General features: G+C 60.3%; 22 protein-coding genes and 1 pseudogene. 14 read left to right on the plus strand and 9 right to left on the minus strand.

Annotation, left to right across the window (positions count from 1 at the left end; genetic code table 11):
* Position 1: 1 nt before the first annotated feature.
* Positions 2-1,216: a YbfB/YjiJ family MFS transporter gene (locus ACYZT5_RS01085; RefSeq protein ID WP_462049390.1), complete on the minus strand. Its 1,215-nt coding sequence runs from the start codon at positions 1,214-1,216 to the stop codon at positions 2-4.
* Positions 1,217-1,327: 111 nt separating this feature from the next.
* On the opposite strand from ACYZT5_RS01085, the gene ACYZT5_RS01090 reads away from it, so the two are divergent.
* Positions 1,328-2,203, plus strand: coding sequence for a LysR family transcriptional regulator (locus tag ACYZT5_RS01090; protein WP_462049391.1), 876 nt, complete (start codon positions 1,328-1,330; stop codon positions 2,201-2,203).
* A gap of 100 nt (positions 2,204-2,303) precedes the next feature.
* Here ACYZT5_RS01090 and ACYZT5_RS01095 read toward each other — a convergent pair whose 3' ends face one another.
* Positions 2,304-3,026, minus strand: a complete 723-nt coding sequence (locus ACYZT5_RS01095; RefSeq protein ID WP_462049392.1) for a pirin family protein — start codon at positions 3,024-3,026, stop codon at positions 2,304-2,306.
* A 237-nt stretch (positions 3,027-3,263) separates the two neighbouring features.
* Here ACYZT5_RS01095 and ACYZT5_RS01100 point away from each other — a divergent pair, with 237 nt between their 5' ends.
* Both ACYZT5_RS01100 and ACYZT5_RS01105 read left to right on the plus strand, forming a co-directional pair.
* Positions 3,264-4,214 carry a GlxA family transcriptional regulator gene (locus ACYZT5_RS01100; RefSeq protein WP_462049393.1) on the plus strand — a complete coding sequence of 317 codons (951 nt, stop codon included), beginning with the start codon at positions 3,264-3,266 and terminating at the stop codon, positions 4,212-4,214.
* 183 nt (positions 4,215-4,397) lie between these two features.
* A complete protein-coding gene (locus ACYZT5_RS01105) occupies positions 4,398-5,882 on the plus strand; it encodes an ATP-binding protein (protein WP_462049394.1) in 1,485 nt (494 codons plus the stop codon).
* Here ACYZT5_RS01105 and ACYZT5_RS01110 read toward each other — a convergent pair.
* Entirely contained in the window at positions 5,847-8,651 is a 2,805-nt protein-coding gene (locus ACYZT5_RS01110; protein WP_462049395.1) for an ATP-binding protein, read from the minus strand. The two genes, ACYZT5_RS01105 and ACYZT5_RS01110, sit on opposite strands and share 36 nt — an antisense overlap.
* A gap of 426 nt (positions 8,652-9,077) precedes the next feature.
* Between ACYZT5_RS01110 and ACYZT5_RS01115 the strand changes: the two genes are divergently transcribed.
* Together ACYZT5_RS01115 and ACYZT5_RS01120 are read left to right on the plus strand one after the other, a co-directional pair.
* A complete protein-coding gene (locus ACYZT5_RS01115; RefSeq protein WP_462049396.1) occupies positions 9,078-9,653 on the plus strand; it encodes a flavodoxin family protein in 576 nt (191 codons plus the stop codon).
* A 27-nt stretch (positions 9,654-9,680) separates the two neighbouring features.
* Entirely contained in the window at positions 9,681-10,505 is an 825-nt protein-coding gene (locus ACYZT5_RS01120; protein ID WP_462049397.1) for an alpha/beta fold hydrolase, read from the plus strand.
* A gap of 292 nt (positions 10,506-10,797) precedes the next feature.
* On the opposite strand, the gene ACYZT5_RS01125 is transcribed toward ACYZT5_RS01120, so the two are convergent.
* Positions 10,798-11,238, minus strand: coding sequence for a helix-turn-helix domain-containing protein (locus ACYZT5_RS01125; protein WP_462049398.1), 441 nt, complete (start codon positions 11,236-11,238; stop codon positions 10,798-10,800).
* A 207-nt stretch (positions 11,239-11,445) separates the two neighbouring features.
* On the opposite strand from ACYZT5_RS01125, the gene ACYZT5_RS01130 reads away from it, so the two are divergent.
* From ACYZT5_RS01130 to ycaC, 6 genes and pseudogenes are all read left to right on the plus strand, one after another.
* Entirely contained in the window at positions 11,446-12,432 is a 987-nt protein-coding gene (locus ACYZT5_RS01130; RefSeq protein ID WP_462049399.1) for an MBL fold metallo-hydrolase, read from the plus strand.
* Between the two features lie 43 nt (positions 12,433-12,475).
* The gene (locus ACYZT5_RS01135; protein WP_462049400.1) at positions 12,476-13,396 is read left to right on the plus strand and encodes a LysR family transcriptional regulator; all 921 of its coding nucleotides are present in this window, start codon (positions 12,476-12,478) and stop codon (positions 13,394-13,396) included.
* A gap of 440 nt (positions 13,397-13,836) precedes the next feature.
* A complete protein-coding gene (locus ACYZT5_RS01140; RefSeq protein WP_462049401.1) occupies positions 13,837-14,253 on the plus strand; it encodes a DoxX family protein in 417 nt (138 codons plus the stop codon).
* Positions 14,246-14,839 carry an antibiotic biosynthesis monooxygenase gene (locus tag ACYZT5_RS01145; protein ID WP_462049402.1) on the plus strand — a complete coding sequence of 198 codons (594 nt, stop codon included), beginning with the start codon at positions 14,246-14,248 and terminating at the stop codon, positions 14,837-14,839. The genes ACYZT5_RS01140 and ACYZT5_RS01145 overlap by 8 nt, the downstream gene beginning before the upstream one ends.
* Positions 14,836-16,672, plus strand: a pseudogene (locus ACYZT5_RS01150) (amidohydrolase). The gene ACYZT5_RS01145 and the pseudogene ACYZT5_RS01150 overlap by 4 nt, the downstream one beginning before the upstream one ends.
* A gap of 68 nt (positions 16,673-16,740) precedes the next feature.
* Positions 16,741-17,367, plus strand: a complete 627-nt coding sequence (ycaC, locus tag ACYZT5_RS01155) for an isochorismate family cysteine hydrolase YcaC (RefSeq protein WP_462049403.1) — start codon at positions 16,741-16,743, stop codon at positions 17,365-17,367.
* Between the two features lie 126 nt (positions 17,368-17,493).
* Here the strand turns inward: ycaC and ACYZT5_RS01160 are convergent, their stop codons facing one another.
* Positions 17,494-18,927, minus strand: coding sequence for a mechanosensitive ion channel domain-containing protein (locus ACYZT5_RS01160; protein WP_462049404.1), 1,434 nt, complete (start codon positions 18,925-18,927; stop codon positions 17,494-17,496).
* A gap of 161 nt (positions 18,928-19,088) precedes the next feature.
* The gene (locus ACYZT5_RS01165; protein WP_462049405.1) at positions 19,089-20,108 is read right to left on the minus strand and encodes an alpha/beta hydrolase; all 1,020 of its coding nucleotides are present in this window, start codon (positions 20,106-20,108) and stop codon (positions 19,089-19,091) included.
* 160 nt (positions 20,109-20,268) lie between these two features.
* Between ACYZT5_RS01165 and ACYZT5_RS01170 the strand changes: the two genes are divergently transcribed.
* The gene (locus ACYZT5_RS01170) at positions 20,269-21,165 is read left to right on the plus strand and encodes a LysR family transcriptional regulator (protein WP_462049406.1); all 897 of its coding nucleotides are present in this window, start codon (positions 20,269-20,271) and stop codon (positions 21,163-21,165) included.
* Positions 21,166-21,363: 198 nt separating this feature from the next.
* A complete protein-coding gene (locus ACYZT5_RS01175) occupies positions 21,364-21,696 on the plus strand; it encodes a DUF6124 family protein (RefSeq protein WP_462052162.1) in 333 nt (110 codons plus the stop codon).
* Positions 21,697-21,816: 120 nt separating this feature from the next.
* Here the strand turns inward: ACYZT5_RS01175 and ACYZT5_RS01180 are convergent, their stop codons facing one another.
* The 3 genes from ACYZT5_RS01180 to gspG form a co-directional block, all read right to left on the minus strand.
* Positions 21,817-22,323 (minus strand): hypothetical protein, encoded by a 507-nt coding sequence (locus ACYZT5_RS01180; RefSeq protein WP_462049407.1) that lies wholly within the window; start codon positions 22,321-22,323, stop codon positions 21,817-21,819.
* Between the two features lie 145 nt (positions 22,324-22,468).
* The gene (locus tag ACYZT5_RS01185; RefSeq protein WP_462049408.1) at positions 22,469-23,656 is read right to left on the minus strand and encodes a type II secretion system F family protein; all 1,188 of its coding nucleotides are present in this window, start codon (positions 23,654-23,656) and stop codon (positions 22,469-22,471) included.
* Positions 23,657-23,670: 14 nt separating this feature from the next.
* On the minus strand, positions 23,671-24,105 hold the full coding sequence (gspG, locus tag ACYZT5_RS01190) for a type II secretion system major pseudopilin GspG (RefSeq protein WP_462049409.1): 435 nt from the start codon (positions 24,103-24,105) through the stop codon (positions 23,671-23,673).
* Between the two features lie 195 nt (positions 24,106-24,300).
* Here gspG and ACYZT5_RS01195 point away from each other — a divergent pair, with 195 nt between their 5' ends.
* Entirely contained in the window at positions 24,301-24,909 is a 609-nt protein-coding gene (locus ACYZT5_RS01195; protein WP_462049410.1) for a lytic transglycosylase domain-containing protein, read from the plus strand.
* The last annotated feature ends 111 nt before the right edge of the window (positions 24,910-25,020 follow it).

A 25,020-nucleotide genomic window follows, 5' to 3' on the forward strand; every position in this document is an offset into this window, starting at 1 on the left:
TTCATGGGCAACTCAGCGGAATCAGCTGATCGCGACGATTCAACAAACGCATCCCCAGTTCCAGTAACAGTGCGACCACAAGGGCGCCGGCCGCAATGACAAACAACAACGCATGATCGCCGCCGCTGGCGTTGAACAACGCCGAATACGCAAACCCGGCGATGGCCTGAAAGGTGGCGAACGAAACCGTCGCGCGACTCCAGGCAATTTGCTGCTGATGATGCTGTGGGATCAGTTCGTGAACCCGTGCCAGCGCCAGCGGGACGATGCCCGGCGGGAATGAGCCGAGGATCACCGCCAGCAAGGCCAGCGCTGCGAAAGAACTCGATATCGAAAGCAGGCCAACGGCAATCGCTTGCACCACCAGCACCAGCCGAATGCTTTGCTTTGCGCCCAGTTGATCGGCCAGAAAGCCATAACTTACCGGCCCAATGATCGCGCCAACGCCATACATCACCCAGATCAGTGCACCGATGTGCGAGCCGGCACCGAGCCCGCGGGCCACGTAATCCACCAGGAACACCATCGCTGGCACGAGTCCGGCGGCCATGAACGCGTATTGGGCGAACAACAGGTACACACGCGAGTCGGTCGGTGTCGACGAAGTATTTTCCGGCATTGTGGCGGTCGCAGGGTGCGTGTCTGACGGCCAGCCGAACCAGCTCGCAGCGGTCAGCATCAGCGAAAGAAGACCGAGGCCAAACCACGTTTGCTGCAAGCCAAGGCTCAGCAACGGCGGAACAATCGTCCCCGACCCGGCAATGCCCAGGCCGATGCCCAGAAAAATCGCACCGCTGGCCAGGCCTCTGCGGGACGCCGGCACATGGGGCAGCACCGTTGCAGCCACCAGCACCATGATTGCGCCTCCGGCGATACCCGACAGCAGACGCCAGCCAAAGAACCAGCTCACCGACAACGGAAAACCACAGGCGAAAAACGACAAGGTCACGGCAAACATCATCAGACGCAGGGCCTTTGTGTTGGACGTGCGTTGGGCCAAGGGGCGGCCGATCAGTGCGCCGATCAAATAGCCGACCAGGTTGGCGGCGCCGAGGTAGACCACGTCGCTGGCCGAAAACCAGTGAGCCTGGATCAATGATGGAATCAACGGCGTATAAGCAAACCGCGCCAGGCCAATGCTGACCAGGCTGGCGCAGAGGCCGGCGAAGATCGGCAGCCAGATCGCGTTGCTCGGGGTGGGCGAGGTGCTGTGCATGATAACGGTCCTGTGGGTTTCGCTGGCCTCCAGCCTATCGTGATTTATGGATGCAATAATGCAGCGATTTCGCGCTAGAGTGTTGCATCTATGCATCAGTTGGAGAGCCGTATGAATTGGGATGACGCGCGGGTGTTTCTGGCGGTGTGCCGAGAGTCGACGCTAAGGGGCGCGGCGCGGGTGCTGGGTGTCGATCAGGCCACGGTCGGCCGGCGGATCACGGCGCTGGAAAAATCCTTGAGTGCCACGCTATTCCTGCGCACTTCCGAGGGTTATGCGTTGACGGCTGTCGGCGAAGTCGCGTTGCGGGTTGTGGAAAAAATGGAGCATTCAGCGCTGGAGCTGGAGCGCCGGATTCAAGGCCTCGACGATCGCCTGACCGGGCTCGTAAGGGTCAGCACCACGGACTCCCTGGCCATCGACTTCCTGATCCCGGCGATTGCTCGCCTGCATCAACAGCACCCCGATGTGCGCGTGCAACTGGACGCCTCGACGCAGATTCTCAGCCTGTCCAAACGCGAAGCCGACATCGCCGTGCGCAACACCCGGCCGGACAACCCGGACCTGATCGCCCGGCGTATCGCCCGCTGGCCGGTGGGGCTTTTCGCGTCTCAAGAGTATGTCGATGCCCACGGTGTGCCGGAGCCAGGCTCGGCGTTTGAGGGGCATGATCTGGTGGTGTATCAGCCGTACCTGCAAGGCAACAAAGACATGACGCTGGTCTCGGAACCGCTGGGTCGCGGGCGCATTGTCTCGAGCCTGAGTTCCAGTCTGCTGGTGCGCCGATCCATTGCTGCGGGGATCGGGCTCGGGGAAATTCCGGTGTACATGGGGGAGACGGACGGGCTGGTGAGGGTGTGGCCGGAGCGCACTCGGCCAGTGCCGTATGACGTGTGGCTGGTGACCCACGCAGACCTGCGGCATACCGCCAGAGTCCGTGTAGTGATTGATGAAGTTGTCGCGGTGTTTTCTGGTACTGGGGACTAAAGCTAAAGATCGCAGCCTCGTTTCACTCGACAGCTCCTACAGGGATTTGCATACACCTGTAGGAGCTGTCGAGTGAAACGAGGCTGCGATCTCTTGATCTTTATGGCATTTCCGGCAACTCTTGCGGCCGCAGATCGAATACCAGCACTTCGGCATCGACGCCGTTGCTCAAGGTCAGCACCTGTTCATCGCGAACCCGGACACCATCGCCTTCCTGCAACTGCACGCCGTTGAGCTCGACATTGCCACGGGCCACATGCACATAGGCATAGCGGTTCGCGGCCAATTCCAGAGTGGCGCTTTCCTTGCCGTCGATCAGCGCGGCATACACCCGTGCATCCTGACGCACCTTCAGCGAACCCTTCTCCCCGTCGGGGGAGATGATCAGTTGCAGGCGGCCGCGTTTCTTCTGCGTGCTGAAGTGCTCTTGCTGATAACGCGGTTTGGCACCGCTGACTTGCGGCACGATCCAGATTTGCAGGAAGTGCACCGGCCGTGTGGTCGAGTGGTTGTATTCGCTGTGTGCCACGCCGCTGCCGGCGCTCATCAACTGCACGTCACCGGGGCGGATCACCGAGCCGGTGCCCAGGGTGTCTTTGTGTTCCAAAGCACCTTCGAGCACATAAGAGAAAATCTCCATGTCGCGGTGCGGGTGCTGGCCGAAGCCTTTACCGGCGGCAACCCGGTCATCGTTGATCACCAGCAGGTCGGAAAAACCCTGCTCTTTCGGGTTGCGATAGTTGGCGAAGGAAAAGGTATGGAACGACTTCAACCAACCGTGATTGGCCGCGCCGCGATCCGAAGCTTTGCGAAGAGTCAGCATGATGAAATCTCCTGTGGGGACGTTGATTCGTCCGAGTGAGGAGAAGGTTAATGGTTACTGGCGGGTTCAATAAGTAGATGGAAATTGAAATACTGTCCCGTTGAGGTTGACAGTAATCGGCAGGCGATCACATATTCTTCTCCGACGCTGATGCCACATTTGGCCATAATGCACAGCATCCTTTATGCATGGCGCCTTGGCAGACAGACATTCTTATGACTTCAGTGATTTGAACCCATGAAAACCGTGGCTATGGTGTTGTTCCCGGACTTTCTCCTGCTGGACATGGCAGGCCCAATGGAAGTGTTTTCCATCGCCAATCGTTATCTGGCAGCGCAGGAGCGTTACGAGCTGTCGACCATCGGCACCGAGCATGGCGTATTGCGTGCCTCCAACGGCGTCAGCGTTCAGACCGATTTGCATATCGATCAGGCGGATCAAGCGTATGACCTGTTGCTGGTGCCGGGCGGTCCGGGTGCCTACAACGAAAAACATCCACCGTTGTTGTGTTGGCTCAAAGCCGCTGTCGGTCGCGCCGAGCGCTACGGCTCGATCTGCACCGGCGCGTTTGTGCTGGGGCATGCCGGTTTGCTGGACGGATATCGCGTGACCACCCACTGGCATTACACCGAACGACTGATCAAAGGCTTCCCGAAGGCTACCGTCGAGACCGATCAGATTTACGTGCAGGACCGCAACCTCATCACCTCCGGCGGCGTCACTGCCGGCATCGACCTCGCGTTGTCAGTCGTCGCCGAAGACCACGGCAAGAAAGTCGCTCAAGACGTGGCCAAGGTGTTGCTGGTGGTGATGAAGCGACAGGGTGGGCAGGCGCAGTTCAGCCCGTTGATGGCCGCTGTCGCACCGCAGGAAACGCCGATCACTCGCGTGCAGAACTATGTGCTCGAACATCTCGATGAAGCATTCAGCATCGAACGTATGGCCAGTCTCGCGAACATGAGTGCGCGGCACTTCGCCCGGATGTTTGCTCGGGAAGTGAACATGACGCCTATGGAATTTCTGCAAAGTGCGCGCATCGACAGCGCCAGGAATCTGCTGGAAACCAGCGACTTGCCGCTCAAGACCGTGGCCTTCAAAAGTGGCTTTGGCAGCGTGCGGCACATGCGTTTTCTGTTCAGTGAAAAGCTTGGTTTGACGCCGACCCAATACCGCGAACAGTTCAGCTAGAGCGTTCGTGTCCGTTGTGCGCACCGTGATGGCTGCGACGCTCCCACCGCGGTAGTTGTACCGTCACTGATGACTGCCAAGATACCCTGAACTCTTTGCAATGGAGGTGCGGGAGCCTGGAAGGCGGGTGCAAGGGATGTTGCTGCACTGTGAGCCGGGCCAGGTTTCAGCACGTGAATGTGCATGAACAGCCTTAGAGATTTAACCAGCGATGCGGTGCTGCGATTCGGCCCCTATGCATTCCACCTGCGGCAACGGCTGATCCTTGAAGGTGATCGACCGCTGCGCATGGGCGGTCGGGCACTGGATATCCTCCAGGTGCTGGTCGAGCGCGCCGGCAACGTGGTCAGCAAGGACGAACTGATTGCTCACGTCTGGCCGACGTCTGTGGTCGAGGAAATCAACCTGCGCGTGCACATTGCCGCCCTGCGTCGGGCGCTTGGCGACGGGCAGAATGGCCAGCGCTACATCGTCAACATCTCCCAACGCGGTTACAGCTTTATCGCCCCGGTGCAGCATGCGTCCGCGGGCACGCAGGTCTTGATCGAGACCGTTCAAAAACATCAGCACAACCTGCCTGCACGACTCACGCCGGTGACCGGCCGAGATTCGATGGTCGGCAGTCTCGTCCGGCAGTTGCCGGTTCGGCGTCTCATGACGCTGGTTGGTCCCGGCGGCGTCGGCAAGACCACGGTGGCGTTGCGTGTCGCCGAACTGCTGTTGCAGCACTATGAAGATGGCGTGTGGTTGGTTGATTTTGCGGCGATCGATGACCCCACGCGAGTGGTCGATCATCTGACCCAAACCCTTGAACGGAAGATCGGCACGACGCTGGACGTGCTGGCAAACCGGCACACGTTGCTGGTGCTCGACAACTGCGAACACCTGCTGGAACGCTGCCGAACCCTGGTCGACGATTTGCTGATGTCGGCGCCTCGGCTGTCAATTCTGGTGACCAGCCGCGAGCCTTTGCAGGCGGCAGGGGAAACGGTCCAGCGTCTGCCGTCTCTGGCGGTGCCGCCCGCCTCGGCGTTGCACAGTGTCGCCGAAGCCATGGGGTATTCGGCGGTGCAGCTGTTCGTCAGTCGTGCCCGATCCCGTCAACAAGGGTTTGCCTTGCGCGAACAAGACCTCAAAGCGGTCCGTGAAATCTGTCGGCGGCTCGATGGCTTGCCACTGGCGATTGAACTGGCAGCGGCCCAGATCCACGCGCTGGCGCTGGTCGGTTTGCAAGCTCAGTTGGATAACTGTTTTCAGCTGCTGACCCAAGGCCGGCGCACGGCCGTGCCCCGACATCAGACACTCAAAGCCGCACTGGACTGGAGCTATGAACGGCTGAACCTGCCGGAACAAACCGTGTTGCAGCGCCTGTCGGTGTTCAAAATGTCCTTCACCCTCGATGCCGCGATTGGCGTGTGCAGTTGCGTGGAGCTGAAGCCCGATCAACTGGCGGCACTGGTGAAGCGATTGGTCGCCAAATCGTTGCTCTCGATGGATCAGGTCAACGGCACAACCCGTTATCGCTTTCTCAACACCACGCGCACGTATGCCCTTGAGAAGCTCGAACACAGCGGCCACCTGCGGGCGTTTGAGAGGCGCTATTCGCACTACATCAGTCGGGCGCGCTGGGTCTCAGGCGTGCAGTTGCCCATGGAGTTCGTCGAGTAATCGACGGACTTTGATCAGGTCCGGTGTAGAAAATCCCTCGGTGAACCGATTGTAGATCGGTGCCAGCAGCTCATGAGCTTGCTGATACAGGCCCTGACGCTGCCAAAGTTGAGCCAGTGAGGTGGCGCTGCGCAGTTCCCAAGCCAGGGCGCCCTGATGTTTCGCCACGTTTAATGCCCTGATCAGCACGGCCTCGGCCGCTTCGGTTTTCAGTGGGCAATCCTCGGCCAGCAGCGCATCAGCCCGGGCCCGCAGAACTTCCGCCGTGCTCCAGCCTGCCGTACCGGTGTCGGCCCGTTGCAACAGGGCGTCATCGACGAAACCGCTGTCCAGTGTGACCATGATGTCCTTGATCAGCCCCACGCCTGGCTGAAGTGGCAAGTGTGCCTCGGCGCGGTCGATCACCTGCGCATAGTGTCGGGCCCAAGTGTAGAACAGCAGCACCGAGTGTTTCTGTGCTTGTTCCAGCAGCTGGCGCAAGAGTTCACGAGCCGTACGGGTATCGCCGTTGTAGTGAGCGATCAGGCAACCGGCCAGCGCCAGGGTGTAACAGATGGACGTGCCGTGGTTGATCTGGGTCGCAATGTCCAGCGCTTGCCGGGCGGTGCGCCAGGCTTGTTCCGGTTGCCCCTGCAACCAGAGGATGCGCGCCAGAATCGTCAGGGCGGCGACGCTCTGATCGTAGTGCACGCCAAAACCGTAGGTGAAGCGGTTGAGGTGGCCGCTCTGGGCCATGCGCTGAAGGACCTGTTCGGCAATCATCCGCGCCTGCTGCTGGTCCCCGGCAAAGTGCAACGCCAGTACCCGCAAGCGATGCGTGCTGAGGGACAACACCGCATCGCCGTGCAGCCCCAACCGATCGAATTGCCGGCTCTGTTCCAAGGCCATTTGATAATTGGCGCAACAGAGGTTGACCGCCATGTGCCCGGACACCGCACGCAACTGACCGGCCAAATCGTTGCAATGCTTGGCCAGGATTCTGGCGCTGACGAACGCCTCGACGGTTTCCGTCGTGCCGACCTGAGTGTGGTAGCAGGCGCTGCCGAGGGCGAGATTGAGGGCTATTTTCAGCTGCGGGCAGGGATCGGACGTTGCATCGAGCAGTACCAGCGCCCTGCGCACGTACAGTCCGTGCTCCTTGAGCAGCGACAGTTCTTGCCACAGCGGCGTGGAAGTTGCCGTCAGGCGGATCGCCAATGCCTGCGGTCCTTGCGCGTTCAAGCACCAGTCGAGGGCCGAACGAATGTCTTCCAGACTGCGGGCATAACGCTCGATCCACGTGCCCGTCGGGATCAGCTCCCACTCGTGCTGGGCCTGATTCATCAACGCCAGGCAGCGTTCGGCGTGACGTTTGCGGGTCTCGGGCAGGTCGGCGGCCTGGTCGAGTTTCTCCAGGGCATAGCTGCGGGTGGTATCGAGCAATCGGTAGAACACCTCTTCGTCACCCACCTCCACATTCAGAAGCGATTTGGCCACCAGTTGCGTGATCGAGCCAAACACTGCTTGCGGTTCGATGTGTTCGCCGACGATCACCGCTGCCGCCGATTCGAGGGTGAATCCGCCTCTGAACACACCCAGTCGGCGCAGGCAGGTTTGTTCGCAGGCATTCAGCAGCTCGAAGCTCCAGTCCAGCGTGGCACGCAGGGTTTGGTGTCGGCCCAGCGTGGTCTGACAACCCTGGGTGAGCAGGCGAAAACTGCCTTGGAGTTGGGTCAGCAATCCGCTTAATCCGAGGCCGCTGACCTGCGCGGCCGCCAATTCGATCGCCAATGGAATACCGTCCAGGCGCCGGCAGATTTCAATCGCCAGCGGCAGCTCGTCATCGATCAGTTCGAAGGTGTCGTGGCTGACCATCGCGCGCTCGACGAACAACTGCAGGGCGGAAAAGGTCAGGGCCTGAGCGCGGTCTGGTACGGCGATGGGGGGAGGACAGTCCAGCGACTCCAGGCGCTGAACACATTCACCTTCGGCCCGCAGGCTCTCACGGCTGGTGGCCAGAATGTGCACCTCTGGCGCGGCGCGCAGGATGCTCTCGCTCAGTAATGCGATGGCGTCGACCAGGTGTTCGCAGTTGTCGATCACCAGCAGCATCTGCCGGTCGTGCAAAAACGCGGCGAGGCCGCTCATCGGCTCGGCGTCGTGCAAGGACAGTTCGAGCAATGACGCCAGGTGAACGGTGATCATCGACGGATCGTTGATCGGCGCCAGGTCCAGCAGACGAATACCATCCCGGTAGCGCCCGATCAGTTGTTCGGCGACACGCAGGGCCACGGTGGTTTTACCGATCCCGCCGGGGCCGACCAGGGTAATGAAACGCTGGCGTGACAGCTGGACCACCAGGCTATCGACGAGGGACTGGCGACCGATCATGCGGGTTCGACGAACGGGCAGGTTGTGGCCGCTCGGCGCGGGCGCTTCGCTCCCTGGAGGGTACTCGATGTGCTCCAGCGAATACGGCGCCACAAAGCTGTACCCGCGCTGCGCCACGGTGACGATGTAACGCTGGCCCGCCTGGCCGTCGCCGAGGGCCTTGCGCAATGCTGCCATGTGCACCCGCAGGTTGATGTCTTCGACGACGCTTTTGGGCCAGACCCCAGCGATCAGTTGCTGTTTGCTGACCACGTTCCCCGCGTGCTCCAGCAGGATCAACAGAATGTCCATGGCACGCCGCCCCAGGCGCAGGGGCTGGTCGGCCTCCATCACCAGGCGTCGTCCGGGATAGATCCGGTAAGGGCCGAAATGCAGGGCCTGTTCGGGGGAAAGGGTCAACGTGTCACTCCTGCTTGCATCCGTCTAGTACGCGGTTTTCGAGCATATTCCTCAGGTTTTTCCGTCAACGCAACGAGGGTTCGGGTGACTGTCGGGGTGTTCGCTGCGACTGCCTGTACCCGGTGCCAATAGCAGGTGCCGTGTTTATTGGGTGAAACCTTAGCAAAGCAGGTGTTGAGGCTTTTGGCGCGCCAATGAAAATTAACAACGTTTAACTCGTCCTGCGTCTGGTCTACGCCCAAAACTCTGCTTCTTCAACGTCCACCGGTCTGTAGTCATGCGCAACCTGTGGGAGCGAGCCTGCTCGCGAAGGCGGTGGGTCAGCTTGCATCTATGTTGAATGTGCCGCCGCTTTCGCGAGCAGGCTCGCTCCCACAGGGGGGTTGGCGTGTAACAAAGGGATTAACTTGTCATGAGGACGCCGCAATGAGCAACGTGGTGGTGGTCTATCACAGTGGCTACGGGCATACCCGGGTCATGGCCGAAGCCGTGGCCCAGGGTGTGGAACGGCACTTGGGCAGCACCTGCCTGCTGATTCCGGTCGACGAAGTGGACCAACACTGGGAGCGATTACACAGCGCCGACGCCATCATCTTCGGCGCTCCGACTTACATGGGCAGCGCGTCGGCACCGTTCAAAGGCTTTATGGAGGCTACGGCGGCGTTCTACCTCGCCCAGCCGTGGCGCGACAAACTGGCCGCCGGCTTCACCAATTCCGGCTGTCTGTGCGGCGACAAACTCAACACCTTGCTGCAGATGGCGGTGTTCGCCGCGCAGCATTCGATGATCTGGGTCGGCCTCGACCTGTTGCCGGCGCGCTCCAGCACGGGCGCGTTCGATGGGCAAATGAATCGCCTGGGCAGTTCGCTCGGCGCCATGGCCCAGTCGAATGTCGAACAGTCCCCGGACCTCGCACCCCCTCCCGAAGATCGCTGCACCGCCGCTCATCTGGGCGAGCGGGTGGCGCGTCTGGCCGAACGCATGGCCCATTCACAGGTTTGACTCACCCCAACGCTAAGGAGACATCGCATGAGTACGTTCACGACTCGAGACGGCACCGAGATCTACTACAAGGACTGGGGCACCGGCCAACCCATCGTCTTCAGCCATGGCTGGCCGTTGAACGCCGACAGCTGGGAATCGCAGATGATCTTCCTGGCCTCCAAAGGTTACCGGGTGATCGCCCACGATCGCCGCGGTCATGGCCGCTCCAGCCAGCCATGGACCGGCAACAACATGGACACCTACGCCGATGACCTGGCGCAGTTGATCGAGTTATTGGATCTGCAGAACACCGTGCTGTTCGGCTTCTCCACCGGCGGCGGTGAAGTGGCGCGTTACATTGGTCGTCACGGTACCGGGCGCGTGGCCAAGGCCGGGCTGATTTCTTCGGTGCCGCCGTTGATGCTAAAGACTGAAGCCAACCCCGGCGGCCTGCCGATCGAGGTGTTTGACGGCATTCGTGAGGCGTCCCTGGCTGACCGTTCGCAGCTCTACATCGACCTCGCAAGCGGTCCGTTCTTCGGTTTCAACAAACCGGACGCCAAGTCATCTCAGGGCATGATCGACTGGTTCTGGATGCAAGGCATGACCTCCGGTCACAAGAACGCTTACGACTGCATCAAGGCGTTCTCCGAAACCGACTTCACCGAAGACCTGAAGAAGTTCGACATACCGACGCTGGTGGTGCATGGCGATGCTGACCAGGTGGTGCCGATCGAAGCGGCGGGCATTGCGTCTGCAAAACTGGTGAAAGGATCTACGTTGAAGATCTACCCCGGCGCCCCCCATGGCTTGACTGACACCCACAAGGATCAGCTCAACGCTGATCTGCTGGCGTTCCTCAAGGGTTGATGTACCCCGGCGCGGGCGTAGATCCGCGCCGGTTTTTGCTCCTGATGAGATAAACGCGACCCCACAAGGCGACGCCGTTGGGTTAACGCAATCCATGTAGCAGCTGTCGAGCTTGCGAGGCAGCGTTCGGCTGCGCAGCAGTCGTGAAACCTGATGACGCGGTCTGCCTGAAAACACCGCGTTGGCTGATTTTACGACTGCTGCGCAGCCGAACGCAGCCTCGCAGGCTCGACAGCTGCTACAGAGCCGGATGCAGGCTCGACAGCTGCTACGAAGCGTGCGGTGTCGAGCTTTATTGCGCGTGAAGTTGAGCGGTGTAGGCGGGGCGGTGGGGCAGGGAACGCACAGCGCGACAACGCCACGCAAATGGATTGATGCCTTCGCTGCGGGTGAAGATGTGGCAAAAATGCGCCTGATCGCAGAAGCCGCATTCGAGGCTGATTTGCGTCAGTGTCAGGTCGGTGCTCTGGATCAACTGCTTGGCCCGGGCGATGCGTTGGTGGCGAATCCAGTCCTGGGGCGAGAGCCCGGTGCTGCACTTGAACGCGCGGGAGAAATGACTGCGCGAAAGGGCGCAGGCGCGGGCCAGTTCGGTCACTTCAACGGTTTCACCAAGGCGTTCGAGGATCAGTTGCTTGGCCAGGCTTTCGCGCCACGGGGTCAGGCCGCCGGTGGTTTTCTTTCGCGTTTCAGTGGCCGTCGCGCGGGCGACGTTTTGCTGAGAATGGGCCATGACAAATGTCCGTGTCGGTGAGCTTCATTTTTGGCCGCAGGGCTCTGGCAGGCGAGTTAAACGTTGTTAATTCCGTCTGTGCGCAGGGGCGACAACGGCGCTAACTCAGCACATTGCTGCAATTTCTACGGGCACTACCCGTGCAAAATCAGCCTCATATGGCGGCGTCTTACAGGCAGCTTTTCTGATTCGATCAAGGGTGAAGGCATGAAACATTCTCTCGTTTGCGCGCTGGGGCTCGCGGTAGCGCTGGCGTCGGGCATTTCCTCGGCTCAGGCTCCGGCGCAAGTCGGCACACAAGTGCCCGGTTACTACCGGTTGGCGGTGGGCGATTACGAGGTGACGGCGTTGTTCGATGGCTACAACGATCTGTCGCCCAAACTGCTCAAGGGCCTGACCCAAAGTCAGATCCGCGCGCTGCTGGCTCGCCGTTCGATTGAAACGCCGGGCGTACAAACCGCGTTCAACGCCTTTCTGATCAACACTGGCAAGCAATTGATCCTCGTCGATACCGGCGCCGGCCAGTGCATTGGTGCTACAGCCGGGATGCTGTCAGACAATATGAAAGCCGCCGGTTATGAGCCTGCGCAGGTCGATACGATTTTGTTGACCCACCTGCATTTGGACCATGTCTGCGGACTGGTCGACGGCCAACAGAAACCTGTGTTCGCCAATGCCACGGTCTTTGCTGCGAAGGCAGAAGCCGACTACTGGCTTGATCCTCAGGCCATCGCCAAGGCGCCCGAGGGCGCCAAGCCGTACTTCAAAATCGCCCAGGACTCGACCGCTCCCTACGTCGCGGCGGGTCGCTTCAAGACGTTCGATGCCGGTCAGTCGCCCGTGCCGGGTGTGGTCAATGCGGAACTGGAGGCCGGTCACACGCCGGGCAGCACCACGTACCGCTTCACCTCGCAGGGGCAGAGCATTTTGTTCATGGGCGATCTGGTGCATAACCTCGCGGTGCAGTTCGAGCACCCTGAAGTGTCGATCGGCTTTGACGTCAACAGTCAGCAAGCGATCAAGAGTCGCGCCAAGGTTTTCAGCGATGCAGCGGCGAGTAAAGTCTGGGTAACGGCGGCGCATTTGCCGTTTCCGGGCATCGGCCATATCGCGGCAGAGGGCAAGCATTTCCAATGGGTACCGGTGGAGTACGGTCCTTACAAACGTGCGGCCAACGTACCGCTGATCGAGTAAAGTCCACCGCTTGGTACCTGGCTGAACATAAGGGAATCTGCCTATGAACCGTAACGATCTGCGCCGCGTCGACATGAATCTGTTGGTGATTTTCGAAGCGTTGATGTTCGAAAAGAACCTCACCCGTGTGGCCGAAAAGCTGTTCATGGGGCAACCGGCGGTGAGTGCGGCGCTGGGGCGGTTACGGGATCTGTTCGACGATCCGCTGCTGTTGCGCAACGGCCGCGGGATGGAGCCGACGGGGCGGGCACTGGCGATTCTCAAGGAGCTGCAACCGGCGATGGATGTGATTTCCGGGGCGGTGAGCCGAGCTAAAGAATTTGATCCCGCTACAAGCTGCGATGTGTTCCGCATTGGCCTGTCGGACGACGCCGAGTTTGGCTTGTTTCCGCCGCTGTTGACGCAGCTGCGGGAGGAGGCGCCAGGGATCATTGTGGTTGTGCGGCGGGCGAATTATTTGTTGATGCCGGCGTTGCTGGCGTCCGGGGAAATTTCGGTGGGGGTGAGTTACACCACGGATTTGCCGGCGAATGCCAAACGCAAAACGTTGCGTGATATTCCGTGCAAGGTGCTGCGTGGTGACAAACGGCCGGGGACGCTGACGCTGGATGAATACTGTGAACGACCGCATGCGATGGTGTCGTTTTCTGGCGACCTGAGCGGCAATATTGATCTCGACCTGGCGAAGATTGGGCGGAGTCGGCGGGTAGTGCTGGGGGTGCCGCAGTTTAGTGGGTTGCGGGCGTTGCTGGCCGGGACCGAGATGATCGCCACCGTGCCGGATTATGCAGCGTGTGCGTTGGTCGAGGGTTGTGCGTTGCGGGCCGAAGACCCGCCGTTTCCGATTGAAGCGGCGCAGCTTTCGATGGCTTGGAGCGGGGTGCATGACAATGATACGGCGGAGCGATGGTTGCGGTCGCGGATCAGTGAGTTCATGTCCAGGCCTTTGCCGATTTCGGCTTGAACGTGGCGGCCTTCGGGCCGACCAGGTTCCCTTTTATGTACACCGTTCAATGGTGGGAGCTGGCTTGTCGGGTCGCCGCATCGCTGCGAAGGCGGCCTGCCAGCCGACCTGCTTTTTATTGATGTACACCGTTCAAAATGTGGGAGCTGGCTTGCCTGCGATAGCGGCCTGACAGCCGACCAGTTTCCCCCAGATGTACCCAGTCCAACTGTGGGAGCGAGCCTGCTCGCGATTGCGGAGGGTCAGCCAACATCACTGTTGACTGCACGACCTCCATCGCGGGCAAGCCCTGCTCCCACAGGGATCTTCGTAGGTATGTAGATCCAGGCTCATCCACAAAAAGAGCACGTACATCCAATTTTTCCCGCCCCCACGCCGGCACTATCGAATGACGTCCCGGCGCTTTGACGCCGGTGGTTTTTCATTTGTGCAGGTAGCCCATGAACGCTTCGCGATGGGATGAACGAGCCCAGGATTTCGGGCTGTTTTTTTTGCGAGTCAGCGGTGGTTTGTTTCTGCTGTGGGTGCACGGTTTGCCGAAGCTGCTTAACTACAGCGCTCAACTGCAAGTCATTGAAGACCCTTTTCACTTGGGCGCGAACGTCACGCTGATACTGGCGATTTTTGCCGAGGTGCTGTGTCCGTTGCTGATCATGGCCGGGGTGTTGGTGCGGTTGGCGTGTTTGCCGATTTTGTCGGTGTTGCTGATCGCTCTGCTGGTGGTGCATGCGCAATGGAGCCTCGATGAGGGGCAGTTCGGTTGGCTGCTGTTGATTCTGTTCACCAGCATTCTTATCGCCGGGCCAGGTCGGCTGGCGCTCAATGTCCGATTCGCCGGAGCTTTGCGTTATGCCTGAATCCAATCGTTTCGAGGAAGTCGTGACACTGGTCATCAAGCACCAGGTCAAGGCCGGTTTTGAAGTGCCCTACGAAGCCTGGTTGCGCAACATTGTCAGCATTGCCGGGCGGCAGGAAGGGCACTTGGGCGTCGATGTGATTCGCGGCAAGAGCGCCGGCCTTGACCTGTACACCTGCGTGCTGCGCTTTTGCTCGACCGAGGCGATGCAACGCTGGCTCGATTCGCCGCAGCGCCTGGCACTGGTCAACGAAGCCACACCGATGCTCGCCGACGGCGACCAGACCGAGGTCAACCCGGTCAACGAATTCTGGTTCGCGCCGCAAGCCGAAGCCGCTTCGCCGCCACCGCCGCGCTGGAAGCAGGCTGTGGTGACGTTGTTGGTGATTCTGCCGCACACCTTGCTGGTACCGCTGATCTGGGGTCCGCTGCTGCAGCTCAACGCCTTCCTGTCCAATTACGTGGTTGCCACGTTCCTGATCACGCTGACTATCGTCGTCTCGGTGGTGTACCTGTTCATGCCGATGGCGACGCGTCTGTTCGCGCCCTGGCTTTCCCAATCCCCTCAGTCCAAGGAAACGCGATGAACGCCGATCTGATTTTATTCAATGGCCAATTTCATACCGTTGACCGTGAAAACCCGCGCGCCAGTGCCGTCGCCATCAGCGACGGCCGCTTCGTTGCGGTCGGCACCGACGCTGAAGCCATGGCCCTGCGCGGTTCGGGTACGCAGGTCATCGATCTCAAGGGCCGTTGCGTCATTCCCGGCCTCAACGACTCGCACTTGCACCTGATCCGGGGCGGTCTGAACTACAACCTCGAACTGCGTTGGGAAGGCGTGCCGTCAGTGGTCGATGCCTTGCGCATGCTCAAGGAGCAGGCCGATCGCACGCCCACGCCGCAATGGGTGCGGGTGGTCGGTGGCTGGAACGAATTCCAGTTCGCCGAAAAGCGCATGCCGACCCTCGAAGAACTCAACCAGGCGGCGCCGGACACGCCAGTGTTTGTCCTGCATTTGTACGACCGTGCCTTGCTCAACCGTGCCGCGTTACGCGTGGCCGGTTACACCCGCAACACGCCGAATCCTCCGGGTGGCGAGATTGTGCGTGATGCCAACGGTGAGCCGACCGGCATGCTGGTCGCGCGTCCCAACGCGATGATTTTGTACTCGACGCTGGCCAAGGGGCCGAAGTTGCCGCTGGAGTATCAGGTCAACTCGACGCGCCAATTCATGCGGGAACTCAACCGCCTTGGCCTGACCAGCGCCATCGATGCCGGCGGTGGTTTCCAGAATTATCCCGACGATTACCAAGTGATCGAGCAGTTGGCCAAGGACCAGCAACTGACCATTCGTATCGCCTACAACCTGTTCACCCAGAAGCCGAAAGAAGAGCTTACCGACTTCAAGAACTGGACCAGCAGCGTGACCCTGCATCAGGGCGACGATTACCTGCGGCACAACGGCGCCGGGGAAATGCTGGTGTTTTCGGCGGCGGATTTCGAGGACTTCCTTGAGCCGCGTCCGGACTTGCCGCACACCATGGAAGACGAGCTAGAGCCGGTGGTTCGCCACCTCGTCGAGCAGCGCTGGCCGTTCCGTTTGCACGCCACCTACAACGAATCGATCAGCCGCATGCTGGATGTGTTCGAGAAGGTCAACCGCGACATTCCGTTCAACGGTTTGCCGTGGTTTTTCGATCACGCTGAAACCATCACGCCGCAGAACATCGAGCGGGTGAGGGCGCTGGGTGGCGGTATCGCGATTCAGGATCGCATGGCGTTTCAAGGCGAATATTTCGTCGAGCGTTACGGCGCCAAAGCCGCCGAAGCGACCCCGCCGATCAAGCGCATGCTGGCCGAAGGTGTACCGGTCGGCGCTGGCACCGATGCCACGCGAGTGTCCAGCTACAACCCCTGGACTTCGCTGTACTGGATGGTCAGCGGCCGCACGGTCGGTGGCCTGGAACTGCATGCCGAGGGCTTGTCTCGTCAAACCGCACTGGAGCTGTTCACCCACGGTAGCGCCTGGTTCTCTTCCGAACAGGGCAAGAAAGGCATGATCAAGGTCGGCCAACTGGCTGACGTCGCGGCCCTGAGCGCGGATTTTTTCAGCGTCGACGAAGAAGCAATCAAGTGGATCGAGTCGGTGTTGACCGTGGTCGGCGGCAAGGTGGTGTACGCCGCCGGTGACTACGAAAAACTGGGACCTGCCAGCGTACCGGTGCTGCCGGACTGGTCGCCGGTGGTCAAGGTGCCAGGACACTGGCGCCCGACGTCGCCGATGCAGGCGCAGGTTCACCATTGCAGCGGGCCGTGCGGCGTGCATTCCCATCGCCATGAAGGCGCGTTTGTCGAACGCGCCGGTCAGCGATTTTGCAGGTTTCTGGGGCGCGTTTGGCTGCTCGTGCTTCGCGTTCTGACGATCACAACAAGCGCCGATGCACTGCGTCGGCGCCTTACGTAATACCCATCCACCTAGGAGTTTCACATGAGCAACGTTCCGTACAAACGCCTGAACAAAGACGATGCCGTTGTCCTGTTGGTCGACCACCAGACCGGTCTGATCTCGCTGGTTCAGGATTTCTCGCCGAACGAATTCAAGAACAACGTACTGGCCCTGGGTGATGTGGCCAAGTTCTTCAACCTGCCGACCATCCTGACCACCAGCTTCGAAAACGGCCCGAACGGCCCGATGGTTCCCGAGTTGAAAGAGCAGTTTCCGGACGCGCCGTACATCCCGCGTCCAGGCCAGATCAACGCCTGGGACAACGAAGATTTCGTCAAGGCCGTTAAAGCCACTGGCCGCAAGCAACTGATCATCGCCGGTGTAGTCACCGACGTTTGCGTGACGTTCCCGACGCTGTCGGCGCTGGCTGAAGGGTTTGAAGTGTTCGTCGTGACCGACGCCTCGGGTACTTTCAACGAAACCGTGCAACAAGCAGCCTGGGCGCGCATGGCGGCGGCCGGTGCTCAACTGGTGAACTGGTTTTCGGTGGCTTGCGAACTGCAGGGCGACTGGCGCAACGACATGGAAGGCCTGGCGAACCTGCTGTCGCCACGCATTCCGAACTACCGCAATTTGATGAACAGCTACTCAGTGCTGACGGCGAAGTAATGCTTCGCCTGTAGGAGCGAGCGGTGCGGCGATCCGACTTGCCCGCGAAGGCGGTGTGTCAGGCAACATTTGTATTGCCTAGTACACCGCCTTCGCGGGCAAGCCTCGCTCCTACAGGGTTTTGTTTTATGCCTGACGCTTTTGCAACCATCCCAAAACCCCACCTTTCTTGATCGGCAACGGTTTGGCCATCAATGCCAACCGGCTGTTCTGCTGCCGCACCGCCTGCAGCTTGTTCAACGCCCGACCCACTTCAACACGTTGTTCCATGCAATGACGGGTCAGGGATTTGTCGATCCGGTAAATAATGCAGGAGGTCAATGTGGTGAATGTGGCCTGGGACGGCGTGTCGGTGAGGATGCTTTGTTCACCCATCACCTCGCTGGGTCCCATGCGCCCGGCTTCGGTTTGACCGGTGCCGTCGGGCACGGTGGCGCTGACCACACCCGTGGCGATCACCATCAGGCTGTCCGGCACTTCGCCCAATTCCAATACCACCTGGCCTGCCGCGTACTGCTGCGCAACCATCGACTGGGCCATTTGATCGCGCTCATCTTCACTCAGGGAACGGAAGACCTTCACTTCATCCAGCAACGCCCGCGCGCGGGTTGTCGGTTCGATGACGCCATCGGGCTGCCGGGAAATTCCCGCTGCTTCGAGGTGTCGATGCGCCAGGTCGAACAGGTGATTGCGCACTTCGCTCTTCTTGCCGAGCTCGGCGATAAAACCGCTGGCCACGTATTCGGACATGGTTTCGCCAGCCTCTTTGAGCACCGCTTTCGGTGCCGGGTTGAGCAGCAAACTGCTGCTGCCCTGAAGCGTGCGCTCCAGTGCATCCAGCACCCGACGCGGACGAATGTGGTTAGGCACCTGAATGCTGATCGACACGCCGTGCATGTTGTTCGGCCGACTGAGGTTGACGATCTTCGCCTTGGCCGCCACCGAGTTCGGCACCACTGCGGTACTGCCGGCGCTGGTCAACAGGTGCGTGGCGCGCCAGTCGATGTCGAGCACTTTGCCCTCGACGCCATCGATCATGATCCAGTCATCCACCTGATACGGCTTGGTGGTGTTCAGCACGATCCCGGAAAACACGTCGCTCAAGGTGCTTTGCAACGCCAGACCGACGACGATTGCCACGACGCCGGAGGTCGCCAGCAAACCTTTCACCGGCAGCTCCAGCACATAACCGGCCGCCGCGACGATGGCGATCAGAAACACCAGCGCGCCGATGACGTCCTGCAACAAGCGACCGCTGTGACCGATACGACGCATCAGCACCAGGCCGATGACTTCGGTGAGCACCCGCGCGGCGTACAGCCACCAGAGAATCCCCAGCGCCGTGGCGCCCAATTGCGCTACGCGATCTTCGGCAAACAGCGGCGCCTGCAACGGGCTTACGCCGGCGTTGATCACGAGAGCGCTGAACATCAGGAACAGCGCCAGGCGCACGCCAACCCGCGTGACGCGATGCTTGAACGGCGCGAGGTGCCAGAGCACGGCGTCGATCACCAGCAGCAGGGCACTCCAGGACAGCAGATGAGCGAGGATAAAGGACATGGAAGGACTCCGGGAGACTGATTGTCGGGGGAAATCGCTTTGTTTTCGTAGGAGCACGGCTTGCCGGCGAAGGCGTACTTGAGGGCGCCTTCGCCGGCAAGCCGTGCTCCTACAGAAAAGCAACTTCGCCACACATTGCTGTGTGGCGAGGGGGAGGACACTCAGTTCAAGTGCGTCTTGAGTTCCAATGCCGCCTGGCGAACCGCCGCTTTCACTTGCGGAATCTGGCTCAGCGGGTTGAGCAGGCCGAAGTCGTGAATCATGCCGTTGTAGCGCACGGCCGTGACCGGCACACCGGCCGCGTCGAGGTGGCGGGCATAGGCTTCACCTTCGTCACGCAACACGTCGAACTCGGCGGTTTGCACCAGGGTGGCGGGCAAGCCTTTGAGCTGTTCGGCGCTGGCTTGCAACGGTGAAGCGTGGATCTGCGCACACTCGGATTTGTCGGTGGTGTAGCTGTCCCAGAACCAATTCATCATGCCCTTGGTCAGGAAGTGGCCTTCGGCAAATTGCTGGTACGAGCCAGTGTCGAACTGCGCATTGGTCACCGGCCACATCAACAACTGGAAGCGCAGCGCCGGGGTTTTCTGTTCCTTGGCCATCAAGGCTACGACCGCCGCCATGTTGCCGCCGACACTGTTGCCGGCTACCGCCAGGCGCTTGCCATCGACGCCGATGTCCTTGCCATGCTCGGCCACCCAACGGGTCGCGGCGTAGGCCTGGTTGATGGCGGTCGGGTAGTGCGCTTCCGGCGACGGCGTGTAATCGACATACACCGCGACAGCACCGGAGCCGACCACCAAGTCGTGGATCAGACGCTGGTGAGTCGGGTAATCGCCCAACACCCAACCGCCACCGTGGAAGAACATGAACACCGGCAATTCACCTTTGACCTTGGCCGGACGTACGATTTTCAGGTTGATGGTTTGCCCATCGACTTTGATCGTACGGTCGCTGACGTCCACGCCCGACAGATCAACCTTCACCGAATTTTGTGCACCGGTCAGTACCGCACGGGCGTCCGCAGGGCTCAGTTGCTCAAGCGGCTTGCCACCCCCGGCGGCGAGGGCTTCAAGGAAGGCTTGGGTGTTGTGTTCGACACCCGGGCTGCCGGCGGCGAGTGCGTTGCCGATGGAGAGGGCGAGGAGGGACGCGGCCAGGGATTTTTTGACGATGTTCATGGGGTAAATCCTTTTAATTAATTAGACGTTGATTACCTAAGGTCAGGTTGCTGCTGGCGCTGTGGTTCAGGCCTCAGCAACACCGTGGACACAGATTAATAGGGTGCCATCAAGGGAAAAATCGGCTATAAAGTGTTTGACTGTCAACCAGGGCGTGACAATGAACCCGTTCGAAGATATGCGTATTTTTTGCCAGGTCATGGACTCCGGCAGCTTCACCTCGGCGGCCGATCAATTGGGCCTGTCCAAGCAATTCGTCAGCCGACGCCTGATGCAGCTCGAGGAGCGTCTGGGCGTGCGCTTGCTTAATCGCTCCACGCGGCGGCTGGACGTGACGCCGCTGGGCCAGAGTTATTACGAATCAGCGTTACGCCTGCTGGGCGAAGTCGAGCAAGTGGAGCAGGGCATCGCCGGCCAGACCACCGAGCCACGCGGCACCATTCGTGTGAGCGCGCCGTTGTCGTTTGCGCTGGCGCATTTGGGTTGTCTGCTGCCGTTGTTTTTGCAGCGGTATCGCGATGTCACGGTGGAAGTGGACTTGAGCGATCGGCCGGTGGATTTGCTCAGTGAGGGGTACGACCTGGCGCTGCGCATCGGCATCTTGGAAGATTCGACACTGATCGCCCGACGCATCGCTTCCATCCAGCGGGTGTACTGCGCCAGCCCGGCTTACCTGGCCGAGCGCGGCACGCCGCTCAAACCCGAAGACTTGCACAGCCATGACTGCCTGCCTTACGGCCACGGGCGTCAGGTGCAATGGCGTTTTGAAGGGCAGGGCAAGCCGATGACCGTCAACGTTACGGGCAGGATGCGGGTCAACAACGGTGAGTTACTCAAGGATGCGGCGGTGGCCGGGATGGGGGTTACGTACTTGCCGACGTTCATTGTCGGCTCGGCGCTGAAGGATGGCCGGCTGGTGCCGGTGCTGGATGAGTTTCGTCCACAGCCGCTGACGTTATCGGCGGTGTATCCGCAGCATCGCCAGAGTTCGCGCCCGGTGCAGGCGCTGGTCGAGTTTTTGCGAGAGCGGCTGGATCAGGCTGAGGGTAGGTTGTAAGGCTCATAGTTTCCCTTGTGGGAGCGAGCCTGCTCGCGAATAGGGAGTGTCAGCCGACATCAATGTTGCCTGATACACCGCTTTCGCGAGCAGGCTCGCTCCCACGGGGGGGCGCCGAAAAAAGGGACGCATTTTTATTTACCGTTTCCACTCTGTCGAAGCCCAATCCGGAGTGAGCAAAAAAGATGTTTAATCGACATTTCCAGATACTCACTCAGGCTTCCCTGCGATTCCCTCGACCCAAAAAAACTCCATGAAGCCCACATCAAAGCCACCCCGCGCACACCCGGCACGATGTTTATCGTCAACCCGGAACTCGATACCGAAACCCTGCTGGCCCACGCTTGCGAGTCGCTGGCCTCGGTCAATGTCATGACCATGGATCTGGCGGATCGTATGGAGGGGCCGAGTCGCAATTCGCTGTTGGGTATTGCGCAAATCATCATGCTGGGCGAACTGGCGGTGAATCGGGCGCTGGACATTATCGATCCGCAGGATGCATGCGACTCAAAAACCGGTGAAGACCTGTAGGAGCTGAGCTTGCTCGCGAAGGCGTCAGATCAGTCAACATAGATGTTGAATGTGATGCCCCCTTCGCGAGCAAGCTCAGCTCCTACAGGGGATGTGTGGTGTCCCTTTGATCAATGTTTGTCAGTTCCTTTTGTCATCGCCTGGTTCGCCACCGACATGCACGCCGTGGTCATCCCCCGGCTCACCGCCGACATGCACGCCATGGTCATCGCCTATTTCACCGGCGCGATGGACTCCATGGTCATCGCCTATTTCACCGGCGCGATGAACGCCGTGATCATCCCCCGGTTCGTCGTGAGTGCCGCTGCGCCCGGAGGAGGATGAGGCTGAGTTGCCTGAGTGCCCCGAGCCATGGTCGCTGCCGCTGTGACCGCTGCCACTGTTGCCACCACTGCCGCTTCCGCCGTGACCACCGCCATTGCCGCCGCCACCGCTTCCACCGCTTCCACCACTGCCGCCACCGCCGCCAGATCCGCCCCCACCGCCTCCAGATCCACCGCCGCCCCCACTACCACCATCCTTGGCCTGGGCACTCGACATACCGGACAGGCTGTCCGGGATCAGAACGGTGGATGCCGACAGAACTGCGCCAATAGCCAATGCCAGCAAAAGTTTTTTCATGTGCATATCGTTCTCCGTCTTCTTATTCAAGTTGAACGTTGATGAATGCAACTTGCTGCTTGATTCAGTGGGTAAACACCTCAACGTCCGGATTTATTCAGTTGTATCGTCGGTGAGCTCTAAAACGTCCATCTCGACCCTGTTCGAGGGATCAGTGAATACTCGAGGCCAGCTCGAAAATCGGGATGTACATCAGGATCACGATTACCCCGATCAGCAGGCCGATGAAGGTCATGAGCAAGGGTTCGAACAACCGCACAAACCATTCGATCCAGCGGCTGATTTCTTCGTCGTAGAAGTCGGCGCTGCGCTCCATCATTTGCCCGAGGTTGCCGGACTGCTCGCCGGCACGCAGCAAGCGCAGGGACACCGGGGTCACCAAATGATTGAGTTCCAGCGCGGCCGACAGCGACTGACCCTCGCGCACCCGTTCGCAGGCCTGGTCCAGGCGCACGCGGGAGCTGACGGTGAGCAAGCCGCGAACCATACCCATGGCGGTGACGAGGGGGATGCCGCCTTGCAGCAGAATCCCCAGCGAGCGGTAGAAGCGCGCCAGTTCGTACATGAAGATGCGTTGATGGACCGCCGGGAGTTTTTCAATCACGCGGTCGACGCCCCGGCGAAAGGCCGGTTGGCGCTGGAGGAAGCCGAGGGCGACGATGATCGCCAGCAATGCGCCGAAGAATTCGCCCTGATGGGCGTGGAGGAACATCCCGCTGCTCATCAGGATCTGCGACAGCCACGGCAGGTTCGAGCCCAACCCTTCGAACACCAGGCTGAAGCGTGGGACCACGTAGCCCATCAGAAACAACACCACGCCACCGCCCACCACCAGCAACAGCATGGGGTAGATCGAAGCGCTGACGATTTTTTGCCGGACCTCGTCCATGCGCTGGCGATAGCTGACATAGCGGCCCAAGGCATCGCCCACGGCACCGGTCTTCTCGCTGGACTGAACCAGCGCAACATAGAGCGGCGGGAAAACCGCAGACAGCTGGCCCAATGCCTGGGAGAACGATTTGCCTTCATAAAGCAGGCGCACCAGTTCGCTCAAAGTCTTGCGGGCCTGGGGCGCATTCTCTTTTTCCGCCAGGCTTTCCAGCGCATCGATCAGCGGCAGGCCCGCATTGAGCAACGTGGTCAGTTCCTGGCTGAACAGCACCAGGTTGAAGGTCTCGCGCTGCCTGACGCGCAACGCACGCCAGTGACGTTCGGCGTACAGGCTGACTACCCGATAACCCTGGTCTTCGACGATGCGCCGGGCTTCGCTATGGCCGAGCGCCTCGACGGTCAACGAGACTACGCCGGCCTTGCCAACGGCTTTGAGATGAAATCGCATGGTCGCCACTCCCGTCATTGCCAGCTGGTGACTTCGGCGTTTTCACCTTCGCCGCCGGGTTGGCCGTCCTTGCCCATGGACAGCAAGTCGTATTCGCCGTTTTCACCGGGGTAGCGATAGGTGTAGTTACGGCCCCACGGATCCTGCGGCAGTTTTTTCTGAAGGTAAGGGCCGGTCCAGCGGGTTTCATCGCTGGGCGCGGTGATCAGCGCCTGCAAACCCTGTTCGGTCGACGGGTAGTGACCGACCTCCAGACGGTACAGATCCAATGCTTTGCCCAGGCCTTCTATTTGCGCCTTGGCCACCTTCACTTCGGAGCGGCCCAGTTGGGCGAAATACTTCGGCGCGACGATGCCGGCCAACAGCCCCAGCACCACCAACACCACCAACAGTTCGAGCAGGGTGAACCCGCTTTGAGTACGCGGGGCGGAACGCAAACGCTGATTCATGATGACCTCACACAGTCGGCAGAAGGGTCGCCGTGAAGGCTTATGCAATTGCCATGCACAGGCCCGGACATTCTTCTGCAACCCCTGAATTACGGGCCTTCTCGCTTCCGGCACAGTGCTTGCGTATGGCTGGTTTACTACCGGCCATTGGGGCATTAGCCCCATTTTTCGGGGCCGGGCAGGGGAGGCAAAAAAATGAAAACACTCACCACAGGACTGTTCGGTCTGCTAGTGCTGACCGGCGTCGTACAGGCCGATGTGTTCGTTTCCGTGGACACCAAGGGCAGTTACGTTCTGTCCAATGTCCACCGTCCCGGCCGCACCTATGAACGGGTGATTCACGAGCCCGAATTCGCCAGAGTCAGCATGGATCAACAACCGCAGATGATTACCCGGCAGCCCTATGCCGAGCTGGTTTCGGCGGCTGCCATGGCCAATGAATTACCGGCAGCGCTGTTGCATGCGGTGATCCAGGCCGAGTCCGCGTATGACTCCCGTGCGCGGTCACCCAAAGGCGCGGGCGGGTTGATGCAATTGATGCCTGACACCGCCCGGGAGTTGGGGGTGAAGAATGTCTACGACCCGAAAGCCAACATTCAGGGTGGCGCCAAATACCTGAAGCACCTGATGACCCTGTTCGATAACGACATCAGCCTCGCCGTGGCGGCCTACAACGCCGGGCCGCAAGCGGTGCTCAGCCGTGGCGGGGTGATCCCGCCGTTCGCCGAAACCCAGCGTTACGTGCCCAGTGTCTTGCGCCAATACCGACGCTTGCAGGGCCTGGCCGCGGATGCACCGCTGTGATTGGGGACCGTGGGGGCGCGTTCCCCCAATTGTGGGGAATGGTGGCCCCGGCCGAAAAGTGGGGAATAAGTGGGGGAATATCCCCCGAGTTGTTAAGTCGTTTATCTAACC

It is taken from the genome of Pseudomonas sp. LB3P14 (genome assembly GCF_054898045.1).

Bases quoted from the DNA above. Each gene is read 5' to 3' on its own strand.
- ACYZT5_RS01095 (WP_462049392.1), bottom strand. From the start codon at position 3,026: ATGCTGACTCTTCGCAAAGCTTCGGATCGCGGCGCGGCCAATCACGGT.
- ACYZT5_RS01120 (WP_462049397.1), top strand. From the start codon at position 9,681: ATGAGTACGTTCACGACTCGAGACGGCACCGAGATCTACTACAAGGAC.
- ACYZT5_RS01115 (WP_462049396.1), top strand. From the start codon at position 9,078: ATGAGCAACGTGGTGGTGGTCTATCACAGTGGCTACGGGCATACCCGG.
- ACYZT5_RS01105 (WP_462049394.1), top strand. From the start codon at position 4,398: ATGAACAGCCTTAGAGATTTAACCAGCGATGCGGTGCTGCGATTCGGC.
- gspG (WP_462049409.1), bottom strand. From the start codon at position 24,105: ATGAATCAGCGTTTGCGTTCCGCCCCGCGTACTCAAAGCGGGTTCACC.
- ACYZT5_RS01165 (WP_462049405.1), bottom strand. From the start codon at position 20,108: ATGAACATCGTCAAAAAATCCCTGGCCGCGTCCCTCCTCGCCCTCTCC.
- ACYZT5_RS01170 (WP_462049406.1), top strand. From the start codon at position 20,269: ATGAACCCGTTCGAAGATATGCGTATTTTTTGCCAGGTCATGGACTCC.
- ACYZT5_RS01085 (WP_462049390.1), bottom strand. From the start codon at position 1,216: ATGCACAGCACCTCGCCCACCCCGAGCAACGCGATCTGGCTGCCGATC.
- ycaC (WP_462049403.1), top strand. From the start codon at position 16,741: ATGAGCAACGTTCCGTACAAACGCCTGAACAAAGACGATGCCGTTGTC.
- ACYZT5_RS01145 (WP_462049402.1), top strand. From the start codon at position 14,246: ATGCCTGAATCCAATCGTTTCGAGGAAGTCGTGACACTGGTCATCAAG.
- ACYZT5_RS01125 (WP_462049398.1), bottom strand. From the start codon at position 11,238: ATGGCCCATTCTCAGCAAAACGTCGCCCGCGCGACGGCCACTGAAACG.
- ACYZT5_RS01135 (WP_462049400.1), top strand. From the start codon at position 12,476: ATGAACCGTAACGATCTGCGCCGCGTCGACATGAATCTGTTGGTGATT.
- ACYZT5_RS01185 (WP_462049408.1), bottom strand. From the start codon at position 23,656: ATGCGATTTCATCTCAAAGCCGTTGGCAAGGCCGGCGTAGTCTCGTTG.
- ACYZT5_RS01100 (WP_462049393.1), top strand. From the start codon at position 3,264: ATGAAAACCGTGGCTATGGTGTTGTTCCCGGACTTTCTCCTGCTGGAC.
- ACYZT5_RS01160 (WP_462049404.1), bottom strand. From the start codon at position 18,927: ATGTCCTTTATCCTCGCTCATCTGCTGTCCTGGAGTGCCCTGCTGCTG.
- ACYZT5_RS01195 (WP_462049410.1), top strand. From the start codon at position 24,301: ATGAAAACACTCACCACAGGACTGTTCGGTCTGCTAGTGCTGACCGGC.
- ACYZT5_RS01180 (WP_462049407.1), bottom strand. From the start codon at position 22,323: ATGCACATGAAAAAACTTTTGCTGGCATTGGCTATTGGCGCAGTTCTG.
- ACYZT5_RS01140 (WP_462049401.1), top strand. From the start codon at position 13,837: ATGAACGCTTCGCGATGGGATGAACGAGCCCAGGATTTCGGGCTGTTT.
- ACYZT5_RS01090 (WP_462049391.1), top strand. From the start codon at position 1,328: ATGAATTGGGATGACGCGCGGGTGTTTCTGGCGGTGTGCCGAGAGTCG.
- ACYZT5_RS01130 (WP_462049399.1), top strand. From the start codon at position 11,446: ATGAAACATTCTCTCGTTTGCGCGCTGGGGCTCGCGGTAGCGCTGGCG.